The organism is Rhodopirellula sp. SH410, from assembly GCF_055811895.1.
The window spans coordinates 6,753,608-6,771,880 of sequence record NZ_CM147949.1 but is presented as its reverse complement, the minus strand read 5'-3'; the positions used below and the strand labels follow the sequence as shown (position 1 = coordinate 6,771,880).

General features: G+C 57.9%; 10 protein-coding genes. 4 read left to right on the top strand and 6 right to left on the bottom strand.

Annotated features, from left to right (window positions below; translation table 11 throughout):
• Positions 1 to 158 precede the first annotated feature (158 nt).
• Positions 159 to 3,266, top strand: coding sequence for a DNA polymerase I (gene polA / locus SH410x_RS24685; RefSeq protein WP_473671698.1), 3,108 nt, complete (start codon positions 159 to 161; stop codon positions 3,264 to 3,266).
• A gap of 52 nt (positions 3,267 to 3,318) precedes the next feature.
• Here the strand turns inward: polA and SH410x_RS24680 are convergent, their stop codons facing one another.
• The 5 genes from SH410x_RS24680 to SH410x_RS24660 form a co-directional block, all read right to left on the bottom strand.
• Complete coding sequence (locus tag SH410x_RS24680) at positions 3,319 to 3,939, bottom strand: ABC transporter ATP-binding protein (protein ID WP_473671696.1); 621 nt, start codon at positions 3,937 to 3,939, stop codon at positions 3,319 to 3,321.
• On the bottom strand, positions 3,936 to 4,790 hold the full coding sequence (locus tag SH410x_RS24675; protein ID WP_473671694.1) for an ABC transporter permease: 855 nt from the start codon (positions 4,788 to 4,790) through the stop codon (positions 3,936 to 3,938). The genes SH410x_RS24680 and SH410x_RS24675 overlap by 4 nt, the downstream gene beginning before the upstream one ends.
• An 82-nt stretch (positions 4,791 to 4,872) precedes the next feature.
• The gene (locus SH410x_RS24670; RefSeq protein ID WP_473671692.1) at positions 4,873 to 6,999 is read right to left on the bottom strand and encodes an FAD-dependent oxidoreductase; all 2,127 of its coding nucleotides are present in this window, start codon (positions 6,997 to 6,999) and stop codon (positions 4,873 to 4,875) included.
• A 241-nt stretch (positions 7,000 to 7,240) separates the two neighbouring features.
• Entirely contained in the window at positions 7,241 to 8,920 is a 1,680-nt protein-coding gene (locus tag SH410x_RS24665) for an FMN-binding protein (RefSeq protein ID WP_473671690.1), read from the bottom strand.
• Entirely contained in the window at positions 8,920 to 11,265 is a 2,346-nt protein-coding gene (locus SH410x_RS24660; protein ID WP_473671689.1) for an FAD-dependent oxidoreductase, read from the bottom strand. Before SH410x_RS24660 ends, SH410x_RS24665 begins: the two co-directional genes overlap by 1 nt.
• A gap of 709 nt (positions 11,266 to 11,974) precedes the next feature.
• Here SH410x_RS24660 and SH410x_RS24655 point away from each other — a divergent pair.
• The 3 genes from SH410x_RS24655 (at position 11,975) to SH410x_RS24645 (ending at position 16,616) form a co-directional block, all read left to right on the top strand.
• Positions 11,975 to 12,307, top strand: coding sequence for a DUF1805 domain-containing protein (locus SH410x_RS24655; RefSeq protein ID WP_473671687.1), 333 nt, complete (start codon positions 11,975 to 11,977; stop codon positions 12,305 to 12,307).
• Positions 12,308 to 13,552: 1,245 nt separating this feature from the next.
• Positions 13,553 to 15,670 (top strand): purple acid phosphatase family protein, encoded by a 2,118-nt coding sequence (locus SH410x_RS24650; protein ID WP_473671685.1) that lies wholly within the window; start codon positions 13,553 to 13,555, stop codon positions 15,668 to 15,670.
• Between the two features lie 100 nt (positions 15,671 to 15,770).
• Positions 15,771 to 16,616 carry a tetratricopeptide repeat protein gene (locus tag SH410x_RS24645; protein WP_473671683.1) on the top strand — a complete coding sequence of 282 codons (846 nt, stop codon included), beginning with the start codon at positions 15,771 to 15,773 and terminating at the stop codon, positions 16,614 to 16,616.
• A 117-nt stretch (positions 16,617 to 16,733) separates the two neighbouring features.
• On the opposite strand, the gene SH410x_RS24640 is transcribed toward SH410x_RS24645, so the two are convergent.
• Positions 16,734 to 18,059: an aspartate aminotransferase family protein gene (locus tag SH410x_RS24640; RefSeq protein WP_473671681.1), complete on the bottom strand. Its 1,326-nt coding sequence runs from the start codon at positions 18,057 to 18,059 to the stop codon at positions 16,734 to 16,736.
• Positions 18,060 to 18,273: the final 214 nt, after the last annotated feature.

Here is an 18,273-nt window from a genome sequence, read left to right as displayed (position 1 = left end):
TTTTGATTCGCTCATTGTCCACCGCAGGAGTCTTTCGCGGACGATCGGCTGTGCCTTTCGGTAGACCGGCGCGCTGCTAGAATCGGGAACGACGATGGCTGCATCGGATCGTTCCCACTTCATTTCACGTTCTGCCTTCTCTGAGATTCATCGACCGCATGGCCAAAGCTCGACCCGCATCGAAACCCGACGATCAAATGATGTTCAGTGGGTTCGAGACGCAGGAACCGACTCCGGACGCGAAAGTCGTCCGCAAGCCGAGCGGCGGCACTGCGGATGTAAAAAAGTCCTCGCCGCGTGATCCCGTCGCCTCGCCCGCACCGGATGCCGGTGTTGACGCGAGGCGAGAATCATCGCGGGTGCGTGAGTCATCGCGGACACGTGAGGATGCCGCCACGCGGCAGCAACGGCACGATGCTGTGGGGATCGCAGCGGAGTCGCTGCCGGAAATCCTGCGGCGCACGGTCGCGCCGTCACTCGACGAGCCCGTGCCCGATCTCGCAGGGAAGCTCGTCGTCGTCATCGATTCCCACTCGCTGATCTATCAGGTCTTCCATGCCTTGCCGCCGATGACCAGCACCGGTGGACTCCCCGTTGCCGCGGTCTACGGATTCGTCGGGGATATGTTGGAGTTGATCGCCCGCAAGAATCCAGATTATCTGATCGCAGCGTTCGACAAGGGCTCGACGACGTTTCGCAATGAGCTCTATCCCGAATACAAAGCGCATCGGGAATCGATGCCCGATGAACTGCGCCAGCAGATCCCGCTGATCCGTCAGATTGTCGACGCGATGGGGATTGCGATCATGGAAGAAGCGGGGTTCGAAGCCGACGATCTGCTCGCCACCGTGGCGGCCAAGGTCCAGGCTGGGGGTGGCGAATGCCTGATCGTGACCAGTGACAAGGATTGTCGTCAGCTCATCACACCGCACACCCAAATTTACAATCTGCGGAAAGACGAGCTGATCGATGCGGCCCGATTATGGGAGTTATGGGGAGTGCGTCCCGACCAAGTCGTCGATTATCAGTCGCTTGTCGGCGATCCGGTCGACAACGTGCCCGGGATCTCTCTGATCGGCCCGAAACTCGCCCAGAGCTTGCTCGAACAATACGACACGCTCGAGGGCGTCCTCGACAACGCCGACAAGATGACGGGCAAGAAACGCAAACAGAATTTGATGGAGGGACGTGAGCAGGCAATGCTCAGCCGCTCGCTGGTCGCGCTGCGCAATGACGTCGACTCCCCAATCCCATGGAGTCGCTCGGTCCGCTCGGCGGCCGATTTGTCACGCGTCGATGGACTGTTGCAAGAGTTTGGCTTCCGCCGCCTGCGCAGCCGCGCCGCCGAGCTGCTAGGCGGCGTCGCCAGTGGACCTGACTCGAGCGAACCCAGCGAAGCGGAATGGAAGACGGATTACCAAACGATCACGAGCGAGTCGGAACTCCGCGAACTCGCCGCACGCTTGGCGGGGCAATCTCGCATTGCCCTTGATACGGAAACGACCAGCACCCATGCACGCGGGTGCGACTTGGTCGGCATCTCTGTCGCTTGGGATGTCGGTGCGGCGGCCTATATTCCGATCCGCGCCCCGCTTGGGGATGTCACGCTCGACGAAACCCTCGTGATCGAGACGCTGCGGGAGGTCCTTGAGTCTGAATCGATTGAAAAGATCGGACACAACATCAAGTTCGATGCCATCGTCCTGCGATCGGCCGCTGGCCAAGCGACCACCGGCAGCGGCGACGGTCACGATATCTCGGGGGTTATTCTCGGTGGGATCCGCACCGATACCATGATCGCGGATTACTTGCTCAATCCAGGTCGTCGCAATCACACGCTCGACGATCTATCGCGGCGACGGCTCGATCACACCACGACGCCGATCAAGGAACTGATCGGGGCGGGCAAGAAGCAAATCCGCATGGACCAAGTACCCGTCGATGTGGTCGCTCCGTATGCTTGCGAAGATGTTGACGTGCCGCTGCGTATCGCCGATGCCTCGCATCGTGAACTTGCCGAACTGGGACTCGACGAACTCTACCAAACGCTCGAAATGCCGCTCGTCGAGGTGCTGATTGAGATGGAATCCAACGGCATCCGCGTCGATGCCGACACCCTGGCGGAAATGAGCGGTCGCTTTGAGGCGGAGATCGCTGACCTGCAGACGATCGTGTTTGCCGCCGCAGGACATTCCTTCAATCTCGACAGTCCCAAACAACTCGCCGGCGTGCTGTTTGAAGAACTCGGCTTGCCTGTCATCAAGAAAACCAAAACGGGCATCAGCACCGATGCGGACGTCCTATCGCAACTCGCCGTCAATCACGAGATCGCCCGACATCTGCTCCAATACCGGCAAGCGACCAAGCTCAAAAATACCTACATCGATACTTTGCCGCAGTTGATCTGTGAGAAAACAGGGCGTGTGCACACGTCGTATCGCCAAGATGTCGCGGCGACGGGACGGCTCAGCAGCAGCGAGCCTAACCTACAAAATATTCCGATTCGAACCGAACAGGGGAAGGCGATCCGCGGTGCGTTCACTGCGAGCGAGCCCGGCTGGGTCCTGCTCGGGGCGGATTACTCGCAAATCGAACTCCGCGTGCTGGCGCACTACAGCGGCGACGAAGCCTTGCTGCAGGCATATCGCGAGGACGCCGACATTCACACCCGCGTTGCCGCCGAGGTCAATGGTATCTCCGAAGCCGATGTGACGAGCGACATACGGCGAATCGCGAAAACGATCAATTTCGGGATCGTCTATGGCCAGAGCCCGTTCGGGTTGGCCAAAACGCTTAGCATTCCCAAAGAACAAGCACGCGACTACATCGAGCTGTACTTCCAGCGTTATTCAGGCGTGGAGAAATTCATGATGGAGACGCTCGCTCGTTGTCGCACGGAAGGTTTTGTGTCGACCATGTTGGGCCGACGGCGTGAACTGCAGGGCGTCCGAGATCTATCGAAGTTGCCACCCGAAAAACGTCGCAGCCTGACTGAGGTTGAGCGGATTGCGATTAACATGCCGATCCAAGGTACCGCCGCGGACTTGATCAAACTCGCGATGCTGCGTGTGCACGATCAACTCAAAAAGAGCCCGTTACAAGCTCGGTTGCTACTGCAGATCCATGATGAGTTGCTGTTGGAAACACCTGCGGAGGAGGTCGAGGCACTCACCGAACTGGTCGTCGAGGCAATGACGAGCGTGATGCACTTGGATGTGCCGCTGAAGGTTGACGTGGCCTCGGGGCCGACCTGGGCGGATTGCTGAGTCGACGCATCGCTTGGAGGCTCGATCGAGCCTCCCGGAGAGACATTGCTACTCAACTCTCGATCCGCACGCAGCGATCCGCGAGGGCTGTCGCTTCGGCGGAGTGATGGGTGACGTGCAGCGTCGTGACGTGCGTCGATTCCTTGATCGACTGCAGCAACGCTAGCATCTCGTCGCGTGTCTGTTCATCAAGTGCACTGAGTGGTTCGTCGAGCAGGAGTACTGCCGGTTCAAACGCGAGCGCCCGGCCCAAGGCTACCCGCTGCGACTCGCCGCCGCTGAGCCCTTGCACATTGCGCGCGAGCAGATGCGTGATCCCCAACATTTCGGCGGTTCGTGACCTTTGTTCGGCAATGCGATGGCGGGATGCGCGCCGGATTTTTAATGCGAACTCAAGGTGCTCGGCCACACTCATCGTTGGAAAGAGAGCCAGGTCTTGAGGCACGTATCCAATCTGCCGGTCGCCTGGCAAAAACGTCGTGACGTCGATACCACCGATCCACACCGAGCCGGCCACGGGGCGGCGCAAACCACAGATGGTCTCTAAAATCGATGTCTTTCCGCAGCCGGTCTTGCCCATCAAGACGACATACTCTCGCGATTCAATTTCGAGCGAGAAATTTCGCAGCAAAAAATCCCCCGCCTCAATCGTGATGCCCGATAGCCGAATCATCGTGAACGGACTCCCGGTGATGCGGCGACACCGAGTCGCAACGTGCCCAATCCGCGCAGGGTTAGCAAGACCGCTATCGCGATCAATACCATCAGCAAGGAGACCGCGACCGCGGCGTCCAAGTCGCCGACGCTGAACTCGAGCCACACCGACGTCGATAGCACTTCCGTCCGCATCCGAGTCGCGCCGGCAAAGACGAGAATCGGCCCGAACTCGCCGAGTGCCCGTGCCCAAGCGATCGTTAACGCGGCAATGATCCCACGCCCGGCTTGCGGTAGGGTGACCTGGGTGAAGGCCTGCATCCGCGTGCATCCAAGGGTGCGGGCAACATCCTCGCTGCGAGGACTAATCTGCTCAAACGTCACACCCATCGTGCGGACGGCGAACGCGCACGCAACGGTGAACTGAGCCAGTACCACGGCCGGCCAGCGATAGGTGACCGGGAAACCGACATCCTCACGCAGCCATGACTCCAACTCCCATCCCGAACCGCCCAAGGGAAGATGAAACAGGATTAATAGACTCAGCCCCAGCACCAATGGCGGCAGCACCATGGGAATGTCGACCAACGTGTCGACGATCACCCGCCCGGGAAAGCGGAACCGCGATAGCAGGTAGGCGAGCGGTATGGCGACGATGACGGCGAGGATCGCGGACACCGTGCAGGTGAGGACGGTCAATCGAATTGAGGCTTGAATCTCAGGCTTCGCTAACGCGTTTCGAACGTCCGCAAACGAGGTGAATGCCACATCGGCCGCCAGCAGCAATGCAATCAGCAGCACAAAACACGATGCGATACCACCCATCACCAGGAAAAAAGGAACGTCGCTGCGTCGCTGGATGGGTGACATCAAATGCATTCGCTCGGGGGTCGCATAGCTCGCCACCGGGCGATTGAGGAAGTAAACCGTTCAGAACGGCGTCAAAGGCGTACTAGTTCTGTGGCAAGAGTTGAACCGCGTCGGCGATGACGTGGCCGTCGGTGTCCGCATTGCTGATCTCGATCAACGCATCGCCCGCTGGGAAATGGAATTTGCCGATCGATGCAAAGGCTCCGTGCTCCGGCTTCCTCTGCTGGTTGACTCTCACCGTGCGGGACTCGCCGCCCGCTTCAATGGTAACGGGAACATTGGTCGCACGGTTTGCATTGGGTGAGCAAGCGATACGCACCTCATAGTCACCTGCCTCTTCGATGGTGAACCGAAAGCGAATACTCTGCTTGCCTTTGTCCAAGTCTCCATCATGGCGATAACCTGCTCCAACGAAGGGGCCGAGCGAAACGCTGATGGACCCAAATCCGATTCGTTCTGCGTCCTCATCATCGACCACGATCCCGTCAAGTGTCTTGGGGTCGATGTGGGTGGCTGACTTTCGCACCGGGCCGGTCCAGGTCAATACCTGGCCGTCGGCGAGTAATTGTTCACGCAATGCCTCAAAACGGATGGATTGCACGGGGACTTCCTGTTCGATGGACTGCATCGCAGCAGTCGCCGACGATTGCCCTAACACCATGAAGACGGGCTCCATGCGGATCGAACCGAACGCGATATGTGAGGCGCTCAAGCAGACAGGAACTAATAGGTTCTCGCACTGATCGGCACGCGGCGTGAGCGAGCCGTACGAGATCGGATAGGGTGAAAACCCGCCCACTTGGACGTCGCCTTCGTTTCGGACATTTCCATCGGCGTCAACGTAGCGTTGTACGTTGTGGGAATCCATCGTGTAGGCGGCCAGACCGATTGGATCTTCGGCGACTTGACGACCTTGGCAGTGATGCTGTGTCATGACCGTGGCGCCAACGAGTCGCCGGGCCTCGCGAACGTAGAGCTGCTGCTGCCATCCATCCTCTCGCTCGAACTCGTCCCGACACGTTCCCCAACGGCTGACTTCTTTGCGAACGTGTTCTGGCACTCGCGGGTGATTGGCGAGCGTCCACATCAGCCCCTGCTGATAGGTGCGATGCCGCTGTGCGATGGCCTCGCGTTCGTCGTAGCTCGCCTCGGGATAGTCGTAATTCTGGCCAATGAAATCAGTTGAAAATCCCGTCCGGTTGTTCGTATCTGTCTTGCGATTGGGCATGCTCGAATTGATCCATGGCACCGCCGTTTCCCCCGCTTCGTAGTTCCGCAGCAAAATTTCATAGACAAGTGGATCGTAACCATCGGGTTTTGCGAACGGGATCCGATTTTCAGGGCGATCGGTCAAGCACATTCGATAACAGTAGGCTTGCACGCGTGCATCGCTGCCGCCCTCTTCGCCCGGTCCATTTGGATCGATGCCCGGTAGCAAGCCGCTCGAAACGTCACCGGCCACGACATAGGCGTTGACCCCCGGCACAATTTGGTGCGATCTCGCGTGCCGCGTCTCCACCCCATTGAGTGTCTCGCCGTATTGTGCGTTGCCCTCCCGCCCGACCGTGTACGCGACGCCGGCTTCGGCCATCAGGTCACCTTCATAGGTGGCGTCGATAAATGTACGACCGTGATAGGTATGCCCATTCTCCGTTGTGATTGCGGTGATCTTTTGCCCGTCGAGTGTCACGCCCCCAGTGTTGCTGGTGGAATTGGCATCGTCAGTGCGAACGAGTCGCTCCTCCAGCACGACGGGGATTTCGTGTTCACGCACTAAGTCTTGCATGATCGAAAGGGCGGCGGAAGGCTCGAACGTCCACATCGCTTTCTCAGCATTTCCCGTGCGAGTTTGGCCGCCGTCGCGATAGCTTTCGCGGGGTTGCCCGTCCCAGTTCTCGGGTTGTTCGTAGTATCTCTGCACCCGTTCATAGAACTCACGGGCAATCCCGCCGATCGCGGCTTTGTTCCCAATGTCCGTTTGTCCGAGGCCCCCCGTCGTCAAACCGCCAATGCGTCGGCTGGGCTCGACGACAATCACGGACCCGCCCATCCGCTTGACCTGAACCGCCGCTGCGATCCCGGCCGAAGTGCCGCCGTAAATCACGACGTCATATGCCGTTTCATCGGCAGCTCGCGAAATCGAACAGAACGTCGACGCGTAGAACAACGCGATCAGTGAGAGGGTTTGTAAGGTGGGGACACGATGCATGTGTGACTACTCGGTGGGGTGTGTGGGGGGGAGGGGAAGGGGAGTCATTCAAAGGTGCAGTGAGCAGCCGAGTCTCTCCGAGACTTCAGTGCGTGTCGAAGAGACTCGCTCACTCAATAAAAAACAAGGTTCTGATCGCCTGAACAACAAGTGACGGATTCTCTCGTAGCTACCGTCGCCCGACGGTGGGGGCCCACGTTCTGGCGAGCGTATCGTACGCCAGTCTTTCTTCACGCGATCGTTAAGCCAAATAAATCATGACCGCTAACAGCAGATATCCTGTGGTGATCCAGTCTCGGATGGTCCAGCGATCACTTTTCGCATTGTAACGCAGATATTCTAGCAGCAATCCAGTGGGGCAGCCGAAGCGACAATAGGCCATCGGAACAAATAGCGACGCAACAATCCCCGCGATCGCAACGATGATGGTTGCCCAGCCAGCGATCGGGAATAGGTATGCGTCAAATGGCTCAATGTCGACCAAGCTAAAGGACAAACCCGCCAATACAACGATCAAGCACCAGAGCAATAACAGCCCCGGGACGAGTTTCAGCAGTTTCGTCACGATTCGATTGAGCGAGACCTGATAACCAATCCGCCGCTTGACGAGTTGCTGCACGGCTCCGTGGGGGCATAGATGGGAGCAGTAGATATTTCGCTTGGTAAAAATCGGACATGCGAACGCCGCAACCGCCAGCATCGCGAGCCCGGCCGCGTTCCGCCATGGCACGCCATGCTTCGCCCAGCCCGCGATCATTGCCTGCGACAGCAGGTTGCCCGTCATCAGCCCCAGGTAGAGGATGAGCACGATCTGAAACGCTATCCGTATTCGCTTGTTTGCTCGAAGTCGGGTGAACCCAATGAGGATCGCCGCCATGATCACGAGTGCTGTACCGATGTCATGGATGCTCAGCCAACCCGACTTTGGGGGCGGAACGGCCTCTCGAGCTGATCTCAGTTGCGCCTGCGCCGCCGCAACGATTCCTTCGGCAACGGCCAGGCTCGTCATGGTGGCGCCTGACACACCCTCGACCTGCATCGCCTGCAAATCGGCGGCCGCAAGTTGGTCGAGTGACAGGTCGTTGAACGTCCGCCGAAAATAGTCGTCTTCCCGCAGATAGCCGACATAGGGTTCGTTGTCATAGGACTGGCCAACAACGAATCCATTCACACTGCCATCCAACGCCCATCCGATTAACGTGTCGGTGGGACCTTGATACCCAACGATGTTATCGGCCGCAGGCGAACTTCGCAGGATATGTCCAATGCATTGGTCGCGTGAAAACACCTTCGTGAGCGCGGATGCGTCGTCGGTTTGATAATGATCGGCATCAGGGAATAGGGATTGCACTTGCGAGAGAGCGACCGGTTCAGGGAAACGCAATGACGACTTCACTCCGCCCAATCGGTGAATGATCGACTCGCTGATCGCCATACTGGTCAGCGTCGCTCCAGAGACGGCATCCACGCGAATGTGATTCGCAACATCACTACGTGATTCCCCGTTAAATGATGAGAGGAAGGTAGGGCTCTGACGCACCTCGTCCAAATGCTCGCGCGTGTCACCACTGCTGAGGATGTTCACACCGACAATCGTATCGTCGGGCGCGAAAGCCACGAGCATATTCGTGGGCCCTGAAAAGCCGATGATATGGTCACTGAGCGGCGATGTCTGCAGCACGTAGCCGATCGGATCGGCGTCCGAGTTCAGCACACTGTGCGAGCCGTCGTCGTGGCGCTCACTGAGCGCAGCAGCATCAGGCAGCAGGCGAGCGACGTCATTGAGTTCGACGTCGGGTTCGCTGGCGGTTTGGCTCGTGCCCACGGCGAAGCGTGAGTGCACGAGAAGAATGATCGCCGCGAACAGGCCCACGCGGATAGCGTGAACCAGGACGCGGCGAGCCGACTCCGGAACATGCATTACTTGTCGATAGGCTTCACACGGATCGCGTCAGCGTGGACGTGACCCCCAGCGTCTTTGGCCGACAGAGTGACAGAGCCGCGTTCGGCCCGATTCACATCAATCGTTCCGAGTGACACAAAAAGGCCGTCGATGGGCGGTTCGACGGTCATGTCAATCGTCTGCTGTAGCGAATCGTTTCCTAATTGCAGAGTAACGGTAACTCGCTTGCCACGATTTTCATGAGCTTGATATGCCAGCAGAATCTCTTGTTTTCCCGACGGAGGCGTCACGAAATCAAAGCGGATCTTGGCATCCGGGCTACTGCTGTAGAGATAGCGTTCACCAATGAACTTTGCCAGACCGGTTCCCGCTGTCCAGTTGCCCGTTCGTTTGGCGGTGGCGTCGTCAACAACCAGCCCACTGAACGTCTTGGGATCGATCCCCTTAGACGGGTCACTGGCCTGTTTGGGGACCGGCGGTTTTGCCAGTTCCATGGCATCGTCGGGGATGACGAATTCCGCATCCACGGTTTTGCGGTTTGCCTTGCCCGGCAGTTTCAGCATCGCATCGAGTTCGGGCCAATAGTTGTAGTAGATGTCACGTGGCAGGCACTCGTGAAGCCGGCACAGCGAGGCCGCTTTCCCAACGACTTCACCCATCATCCCGCAGGTCTTCATCACCCGCGTCGTTCCGAGCGCTTCGTGCGTCACACTGATACACCGTCCCGCCATGAACAGGTTGGGGATGTTTCGCGAGTAAAAACAGCGATACGGAATGGGATAACCCACCATTCGATCAACTCCCGATCCATGAACGGCAATGGAGATGAATGGGTTGTCGGGGAATTTTTCAGCGTATTGTTTTTTAGGGTAGTGCAGATCGACCGACCACGTACTCGGCACCGTGCCGTCGACGAACTCCTTCTTTTGGATGATGTCGTCGTGATTCAGTATCACATCGCCCAGTAACCGTCGCGATTCGCGTGGGCCCCCGATGTATGCTAACCACGTCATCGTTGCGTTTTTGTGTTCGGCTGCTCCGCCACGATTCTTCATCGCATTGAAAGCACCATAGGATGCTCGCAAGTTCCAGTCACGGATGCCTTCGGCGTCACCGATTGCATCTTGGTCAAACCCGGACTCCCAGAACCACTGGGCGTGGTGGTCTCGCGGGTAGGGGAAGTCTTGCATTTCTAAATCGAGTGCCCAGGGCGTCTCGGGAAAATCGACCTCTTCATCGATCTCGTCCCAAGCCCACATGTTGCTCATGCCCATCCGGCCGTCGGCTGACATGTCGAAGTCAGCGCCAGCCAAAAATCCAATCGTGGCGTGTCCGGTGCAGTCAGCGAACAAGGGTGCCACGAATTTTAAGCGGCGACTGGTTTTCGTGTCGAAGGCATCGATGCTCTGGATTTGGTTTCCGTCCATTTCCACCTGATAGGCGTGATGGTTTAGGAATAAATCAATGTTCGGCTCGGCCCGCACAATCGCCTCTTTCTTCGCATCCTCAAACTCTTCGTAGGTGCCGGGAGACTTCTTCGCATCATCGGCAATCTCTTCGACAATTTCACCGATGCGAGGGTACTTGCCACGGCGGATCTCACCCTTGGCCCATACCCGCACTTCACTCGAACCGTTGCCGCCGAGCACGCCGCGATCCTGAATCAGGGCGACACGGCAACCGGCTCGGGCGGCAGCGATCGATGTGCCGAGGCCGGAGTAGCCTCCACCAATCACGACCAGGTCGTAATCGCCCTTGGTCTCGAATTCTTCATCAACGTTGAGCAGCTTTCGTCGCCAAGCGGGAAGGATCGCATCGTCGGTAGGTGGCGCCTCGTTCGACTTGGTCAGGTAAATCGCATCGCACCGGCCATCGAATCCGGTCAGGTCATGCAGTGTTAGCTCCACGGTCTTGTTGGAAATCAGAACCGTCCCACCGTCTTGCCAGTGCCAATCGGCGCCTTCGGTACCAAATTCCGTGGCGAGTGGAACGCCATCGACGAGAAGTTGAAAGCGACCGGGCGCCCCGGGCGCGTCCCAGCGAGCGACCCAGTCTTTCGTGCGGACATAGACATGATACTCGCCGGTTTCAGGCACCTGAATCGATCCAGACGCGTCGGCGACCGGTTCGCCCAGTCCGTGAGCCAACAGGTAGGGCGATCCCATCTCCCGAATGAATTGCGTATCGAGCTTCCAGCCACCCGCTGACTTCAATGACTCGGCCTCGATCAATACGCCGGTCGCAGATTCCCCGTCGGCCATCACCGATACCGGAGCGAGGGCAGGCTGCGCAGCGACGCCCAGGACCGTCAGGCCCACGTACGCTAGCAAGCGATGGAAAAACAGACTGGAATTTCGGTGCATCGACAATGGCTCTCGGATAGTGAAGGTGGAATCGTCACGCGAATTTTGCTCGTTGAGTGACGACCCACCAGTCTATCTCATTCGCACGGCAAAGTGTGGTTTCCGGAATGAGCGAATCAGAACGAAATGTCGCAGGTGACGCCATGGTAAGTCGCCACGCGATCTCAACGGCGGCCCGAAGTGCGGGGCGGTCCTGGCCTGTTATCACTCGCTCTAAGCAACGAGCGGAAAATAGGTGGCCGAACGCTCCGCGGTCGGGATGCTCGACCGCGGAGCGTTCGACCACAATTTTAGACAGTGACTTTCCGCTCGTTCCTAACCTGGACGCAGCTCACAGGCAAATGTATCTCGTCACTCAGGGTCCAGTCAGGTCGCTTGACGCGATCGAGGAAAACATCACTGCGAAGCAACACATGACACCCGGGCAACTGGAGGTGCACGAGACGGGAGACCATCCGGACGCCACGGGCCTGCAATTTGCTTTGCAAAGATCGTCGCCGGTGGTAAGCTCCTAGGCATGTCAGCCCGGTCGTGACTGCAATTTCGAAACTGGCAACCGCACACGCGTGGCTCAGCACAAACGGTCCGATGCACCAGCCTCGTTCCACGCCCACCGATCGAGAACCCCGGCATCGCGAGATGGGTGGTCTGAATCGCTGTCACGCTCGGCGAATCCACTTTCCACGCTAACAACCACTTTGCCCGATTCATGACCAGCCTTCCGACGACCGATCAACGCCGAATCGAAACCCCATACGGTCCTGCCATTGGCGCCTCGTACCAATGGGACGGTGGTCAGTACTGTGCCATTCATACTTCCGTTGGTGTTGTAGGATGTGGGATCTACGACATCGGTTGCGCAAATGAGTTTCAAATGGCGTTTGCAATTGCCAAGGGGACGCCGGAGCATCCTCTCAGGACCCCTGAGGATCTATATGGTGCGAAGATCGTTGCAGTCAGTGATCAGGCTGCAAAATTCGGTGTGGAAGTTGGAATGACGGGGCTTAACGCTCTCGAGAAAATGTTGTCCGTAAAATCGTAGTTCAAACGGCGTCTCGGTGGTGCAATCAGGAGGGGTTTCTCAGAATGGAGTGGCGCGCAGCGGATTGTCCCGGCCGATCCAACGCGGTGGGTGTTCAAAGGCGTGCCGTGGATTCGTCCTGTGCAATCACCCGACTCGGCAAGAGAAACTCGCCATCTCGATCGTACGCAGCAGATTCCGTCCCCGTCTCCCGCAGCCTCCCAACGCAGACCACCGCCCTCTTCCACGACCATTTTCGATGCGAGCCAAGGGCGGTCCCAGGAGTGAAATCGTCCTCCCCGCCGTACCACGATCGCCGCAGCATTACCGAACTGGTTCTTCGCGCGTCCACTAAACAGGTCCATCCTTGTGCCGGGCATTTGTTCAGGATTTTTCTTGACCCAAGAATTCAAAACCCCTCATACTCACCAGACGCCAACCGGCGATAACCTTTCCCTCGAACCGGCGATAACACCCCGCGATCTACTTGTCGCCCGGTGACTGACCGCACAACAGGCGATCAATTTCGGCTCATCCGACGGCAGGGGACACTCAGAGGTCCATAGCACCTTCTGCAAGCGTCAGGATTAGGTTGTCCGCTCGGATGGTCGCTCTGTGGTGATAAGCATCGATTCGACCACGAATGACACAAATGACACGAATTTGCTCCATACAGAGGATTCGTGTCATTCGTGTTATTCGTGGTTCAAACCTCACGCTGGTTGCTGGGCCGGCTTGCATGTCTCTTGCGACCGGGGAGTTGCTGAGGGACGCAGCACACTTGAAGCGCAATTGTGTAGCTGAAATGAATGCGAGCCTTGCAGGGGATGTGAAGCCGCAGGTTTTCAATTGGTGTCCCCCTCGCAAAAGTGCCGTGTCCCTCATTCGCCATGCGGGCGATGCTGGGGAGCAAATTGTTGAGTCCTTGGCCGTTTGCTCGGCGAGTGAATTCGATTCAACGGGTGCAGGCCGGAATGGGAGCCGATTCAGTCGAGTGTCCAGCCCGGCGTTCCCTTCGGTGACGAAGCATGGGCGGAACCGATCGTGAGAAACATACGACTTGGAATCGACCTCGCGAACGCTCCAGAAAGCAAGCAATATGACGTTTAAGGAACGAGCGGAAGATGGTTTTCTGGTATTGTGGCCGAACGCTCCGCGGTCGACCAATCCGACCGCGGAGCGTTCGGCCACTTATTTTCCGCTCGTTGCATAGTTGCTGGACACCTCTTTTTGATCCCTCCGATCCTCGCTAGTTGATAACCCACCATGACAAGAGCTGATTCGTCCGTCGCGGCAAGACCGCGGCGATTCTCGTCCGCTGGCTTCGCCTGGACCGCTTGCTGCATCACGGCGTTCGTTTGTGTTGCCACGCCGCTCGCCCTGGCTGAGCAACCGGGCGTTGCGAAAACGGGCAACATCGTCCTTTCGCGTGGGCCGTATTTGCAGCTGTCCACGCCGACGTCGATCTCGATTTTGTGGCGGACCAGTGGGGCGACTGAACCTGTCGTGCGGTTTGGGACGCAGCCGGATAACCTCGATCGACTCGTCACCCCTTCGTCCATCTTAGTCCGTAACGCACCGGTGGACGGTGCCGAGCCAGCGGAACCGTTGCCGAGCGAAACGCCTAGCGATGCGGCTCCGCCGTTGCACTCGGCACCCGCAGGAACGGTTCAATACGAAGCGTTTCTCTCCGATCTGGAGCCGGCAACCAGGTACTATTACGCTGTTTTTGATGGGGCGACACCGCTAGCGGGCGGCGCTGAGTTCCGTTTTCGAACCCACCCCAATCCCAGCACCATCGAGCCGGTGCGAGTTTGGGTGGTTGGTGATTCAGGAACGGGCGACTCCCGGCAAGCCGCGGTCTATCAAGCCATGCAGGACTACGTGACCAAGCAAGATCGTCCACTCGATTTATTCTTACACGTCGGCGATATGGCGTATCCCTCGGGCACCGACGCCGAATTTCAACGCAATTTTTTCGATGTCTATCGATCGACGTTGCGCAGCACTGTGTGCTGGGCTGCGATGGGCAATCATGAGGGCAAGACTTCCAAAGGGTTGCTGGGGATTGGGCCGTACTATGATGCGTACCGCTGCCCCACCAGAGCCGAAGCTGGCGGTCTGGCCTCGGCGAGTGAGGCATACTATTCGTTTGACTATGCCAACATTCACTTCATTTGTCTGGACTCACATGATCTCGATCGCGCACCGACGGGCGTGATGTCGCAGTGGTTGCGATCCGACCTGGAAGCCACCAAGCAAGATTGGATCATCGCTTTTTGGCACCACCCGCCCTATACCAAGGGGTCGCATGATAGTGACAAGGAAAGGCAGCTGATCGAAATGCGCGAGTTGATCATGCCGGTACTCGAAGCCGGCGGCGTTGATGTGGTGTTGACCGGACACTCGCACATCTACGAGCGATCGATGCTTATCGACGGTGCCTATCAAACGCCTACGACGGCGACGGGAGTGGTCTTGGATGATGGTGACGGGGATCCTCACGGGGAAGGTGCGTACCGCAAGAGCAAAGGGCTGCACGCGCATCAGGGAACCGTGCAAGTTGTCGCGGGCCATGGTGGGGCCAGGACTTCGCGTATGGGAACATCGCCGGTAATGAAACGCGTGATTCTTGAAAATGGTTCGACGATCTTAGATGTCGAAGGCGATACTTTGACCGGCGTGATGGTCGATCGCGGGGGCGAAACGAGCGACCTGTTTAGCATCGTCAAGCAAGGTTCTGTCATTCCAGAAATCATGGACAGTCCACGCACCCTGCCTGCCTACTCGGTGGCAATCGATAAACCAAAGCGTTACAAGTCTCTGGCAACTCCATTCCCGAAAAACGCGATAGAATTGATCAAGCCCAATGCGGAATGGGACTATCTGGCCGGGAGGCACGCGGCAGAAAACTGGACAGCCATCGCAGCGATTCCCGAAGAATCCGATGGCTGGAAGGTTGGCAAGCCCAGCATTGGCTACGGCGATAGCGATGACATCACCCAGTTAAAAGGCATGAAAGACTCGTATTCGGTCGTTTACGCAAGGATGGAATTTGAGCTGGCGCCCGGAGACAAGGAAAAACTAGCCGAGTTGGGGCTGGCGATTGCCTACGACGATGGCTTTATCGCCTACCTCAACGGGCAGGAGGTGCTGCGTGTTGGTGTGAAAGATGGACGAGGTGCGAATGCTGTCGGTATCAAAAGCCACGAAGCGGATGCGTACGAATACTTTCCGTTGACAAACGTTACGGAGTTGCTCGTTGACGACGACAACATTCTCTCGATCGAGGGGCACAACGTCAGTCTCGGTAGCAGCGATTTTTCGCTCGATCCCTATTTGTTGGCCATACCGAAAGCGTTGAAAGCGAGTGCCGGCGACTGACGCCTGCGCAGTTGTTTTCCCTGTGCGCCGTTGGCGTAGGGGACTTGGAAGAAGCACTTGCTGTTTTCGATTCACATGCCATCGCAAGAGGAAGAGAGCCATGTCACATTTCTGTCGGACTATCGCGTCGCTGGCCGTCTTGGTCGCGGCGTCCACGTCACTGGCTCACGACAGTCCCCATGACGTTATCGCCAGGATTAGCGAAAGGATGTCGATCCAGGGTCCCACGGCGGATCTGCTGTTTCGGCGGGCGTGCGAATATCGCGCGCTGCGAGATTACGATTCGGCATCGATCGATCTTCGGCACGCACTGCGTCTCGATCCGACGTCGGAGTTTATGCAGATCGAATTAATTCGGCTGGAATTGGCAGAGGGCGATGGGGACGACTTGTTGCATCGCGTTGATGGGTTGCTCGACAGTCATGACGCTGCGGTGCGCACTGCGGGGCATGCAATTCGTGGTGAGATCTTTCTTGCTTCCCAGCAATGGCAGCCCGCCATCGCGGAGTTTGACATCGCGTTGGCGTCCCATCGCAGCGAAGTTCAATGGTATCTGTGGCGTGCCGAGGCCCAGCGGGAAGCAGGTCAGACCGAACCGCAAATTCGCGGTCTACGCCACGCCTATGAATTCACCGATAGCCCCGTCGTTCAGGCTGCACTCTGTGATGCGTTGATCGCCGATGCAGGCCGAGCTCACGAGGATGGACGTGCATCCGCATCCCGAGCGGAAGCTTTCGCAATGATCGAACAAAAACTGCGTGACCTCCGCCTCAAAAGCGCCTGGCGGATACGTAAGGCTGAGGTGTTGCTGCTGTCGGATGATCACGCCGCCGCGAATCGCGAGTTGAACAAGGCGATTGCAGAGCTCGATGCGAGGTTAGCGACACCGCACCCCGATCCGGTGCTGGTTCAAAACCGCCAAAAAGCGATGCAATTGATGCGTTAGGGGCGATCGTTTAGCCACGTGGACCGATCCGCCGCTCACGCCCGGCAGGCCGCACAATCGCCCACTGCTAAACTCGCTGACAGCGGGCGAAATCGATCGCACCTTGTTCCCGCGATGCTAATGCAGCGACTGCGTGCTGGCTCGCTCGGCCGCTGACGCGATTTCATCACACAGGATGTTCAGGCCTTCGTCAAGCTGTTCGTCGGTAATCACCAGGGGTGCCAAGAAACGGATCACATTTCCATGAACGCCCGCACCGATGACCAGTAGTCGACGCGCGACGCAGGCTTTTAAGATGCTCGACGTCAATTCTGTCGCGGGTTGGTGCGGATCGCCGCCCAGTACCAACTCGACGCCCACCATCGCCCCAAGCCCACGCACGTCGCCGATGAATTCAGGGTAGCGATGCTTCAGCTCGTTGAGTCTAGCTTTGACGGTGTTCCCTATCACGATCGCGCGATCGGCCAGACCTTGGTGCTGCATTACCTGCAGAGTTGCCAGGGAGGCGGCACAGGCAACGGGATTGCCGCCATAGGTTCCGCCGACGGTGCCTGGACGCGCGGAGTCCATCACGTCGGCCTTGCCGATCACGCATCCGATCGGCAAACCACCCCCCATCGATTTGGCCCACGTCGACAAATCGGGGACGATGCCATAGTGCTCGAAAGCTGCCCAGCGTCCCGTGCGGCAGAATCCCGATTGGACCTCGTCCAGAATCAGCAAGATTCCATGCTCGTCACAAATCTGGCGAAGTCCCTGCAGGTACGCCACTGGAACCGGCGTGAATCCGCCTTCGCCTTGAATGGGTTCGATCAACACTGCGGCGACCTGCTCGGCTGCGACCGTGTTGATCAATGATTCGCGAAACCGAAGCAACTCTCGCTCGACAAACACCTCCTCGGTCAATCCATCTCCGTACCGGTAGAAGTTTGGAAACCGCAGCCGATAAACCTCCGGCGCGTAGGGGCCGCACCCGCTCTTGTAGGTGCACTTGCTCGATAACGACATCCCCATCATGGTCCGACCGTGAAAGCCGTCCGTGTAGCAGATAACGGCCGACCGCTGAGTTGCTTGACGAGCGATTTTGATCGCGTTTTCAACCGCTTCAGCGCCGGAATTGATCAACAGCACCTTGGTGTGGTCGCCGTGTGGCAGCAGTTCGACCAGCTTTTCACATAATGCAACATACGGTTCGTACGTTGCGATTTGAAAGCACGTGTGTAGCAGCTTGGCCGATTGCTCTTGGATCGCAGCGACGATTTCCGGTGCGCAGTGCCCCACGTTCATCACGCCGATACCACCGACGAAGTCGATGAATTCACGCCCCTCGGGATCGATAATGATCGCCCCTCGGGCGCGATCGGCAACAAGGGAAGTGACCATCGAGATGCCCAGTGGTGTCACCGCCCGGCGGCGGGCAATCAAGCGTTCTGACTCATTCATTGGGGTGGAACTTTAAACGCGGAATGGTGGGAAAACGTTCTTGCCATACGTATCGGCGGCGAAAAAAGATTTAAAAACGAGGGGAAAATGATTGTCTGAAATTGTGGCCGAACGCTCCGCGGTCGATCATTCCGACCGCGGAGCGTTCGGCCACCTATTTTCGGCTCATCTGACGGAAGGGTGCGCGGGAATACAGTGGAAGGTTTTTTGAAAG

Bases quoted from the DNA above. Each gene is read 5' to 3' on its own strand.
- polA (WP_473671698.1), top strand. From the start codon at position 159: ATGGCCAAAGCTCGACCCGCATCGAAACCCGACGATCAAATGATGTTC.
- SH410x_RS24680 (WP_473671696.1), bottom strand. From the start codon at position 3,939: ATGATTCGGCTATCGGGCATCACGATTGAGGCGGGGGATTTTTTGCTG.
- SH410x_RS24675 (WP_473671694.1), bottom strand. From the start codon at position 4,790: ATGTCACCCATCCAGCGACGCAGCGACGTTCCTTTTTTCCTGGTGATG.
- SH410x_RS24670 (WP_473671692.1), bottom strand. From the start codon at position 6,999: ATGCATCGTGTCCCCACCTTACAAACCCTCTCACTGATCGCGTTGTTC.
- SH410x_RS24665 (WP_473671690.1), bottom strand. From the start codon at position 8,920: ATGCATGTTCCGGAGTCGGCTCGCCGCGTCCTGGTTCACGCTATCCGC.
- SH410x_RS24660 (WP_473671689.1), bottom strand. From the start codon at position 11,265: ATGCACCGAAATTCCAGTCTGTTTTTCCATCGCTTGCTAGCGTACGTG.
- SH410x_RS24655 (WP_473671687.1), top strand. From the start codon at position 11,975: ATGACCAGCCTTCCGACGACCGATCAACGCCGAATCGAAACCCCATAC.
- SH410x_RS24650 (WP_473671685.1), top strand. From the start codon at position 13,553: ATGACAAGAGCTGATTCGTCCGTCGCGGCAAGACCGCGGCGATTCTCG.
- SH410x_RS24645 (WP_473671683.1), top strand. From the start codon at position 15,771: ATGTCACATTTCTGTCGGACTATCGCGTCGCTGGCCGTCTTGGTCGCG.
- SH410x_RS24640 (WP_473671681.1), bottom strand. From the start codon at position 18,059: ATGAATGAGTCAGAACGCTTGATTGCCCGCCGCCGGGCGGTGACACCA.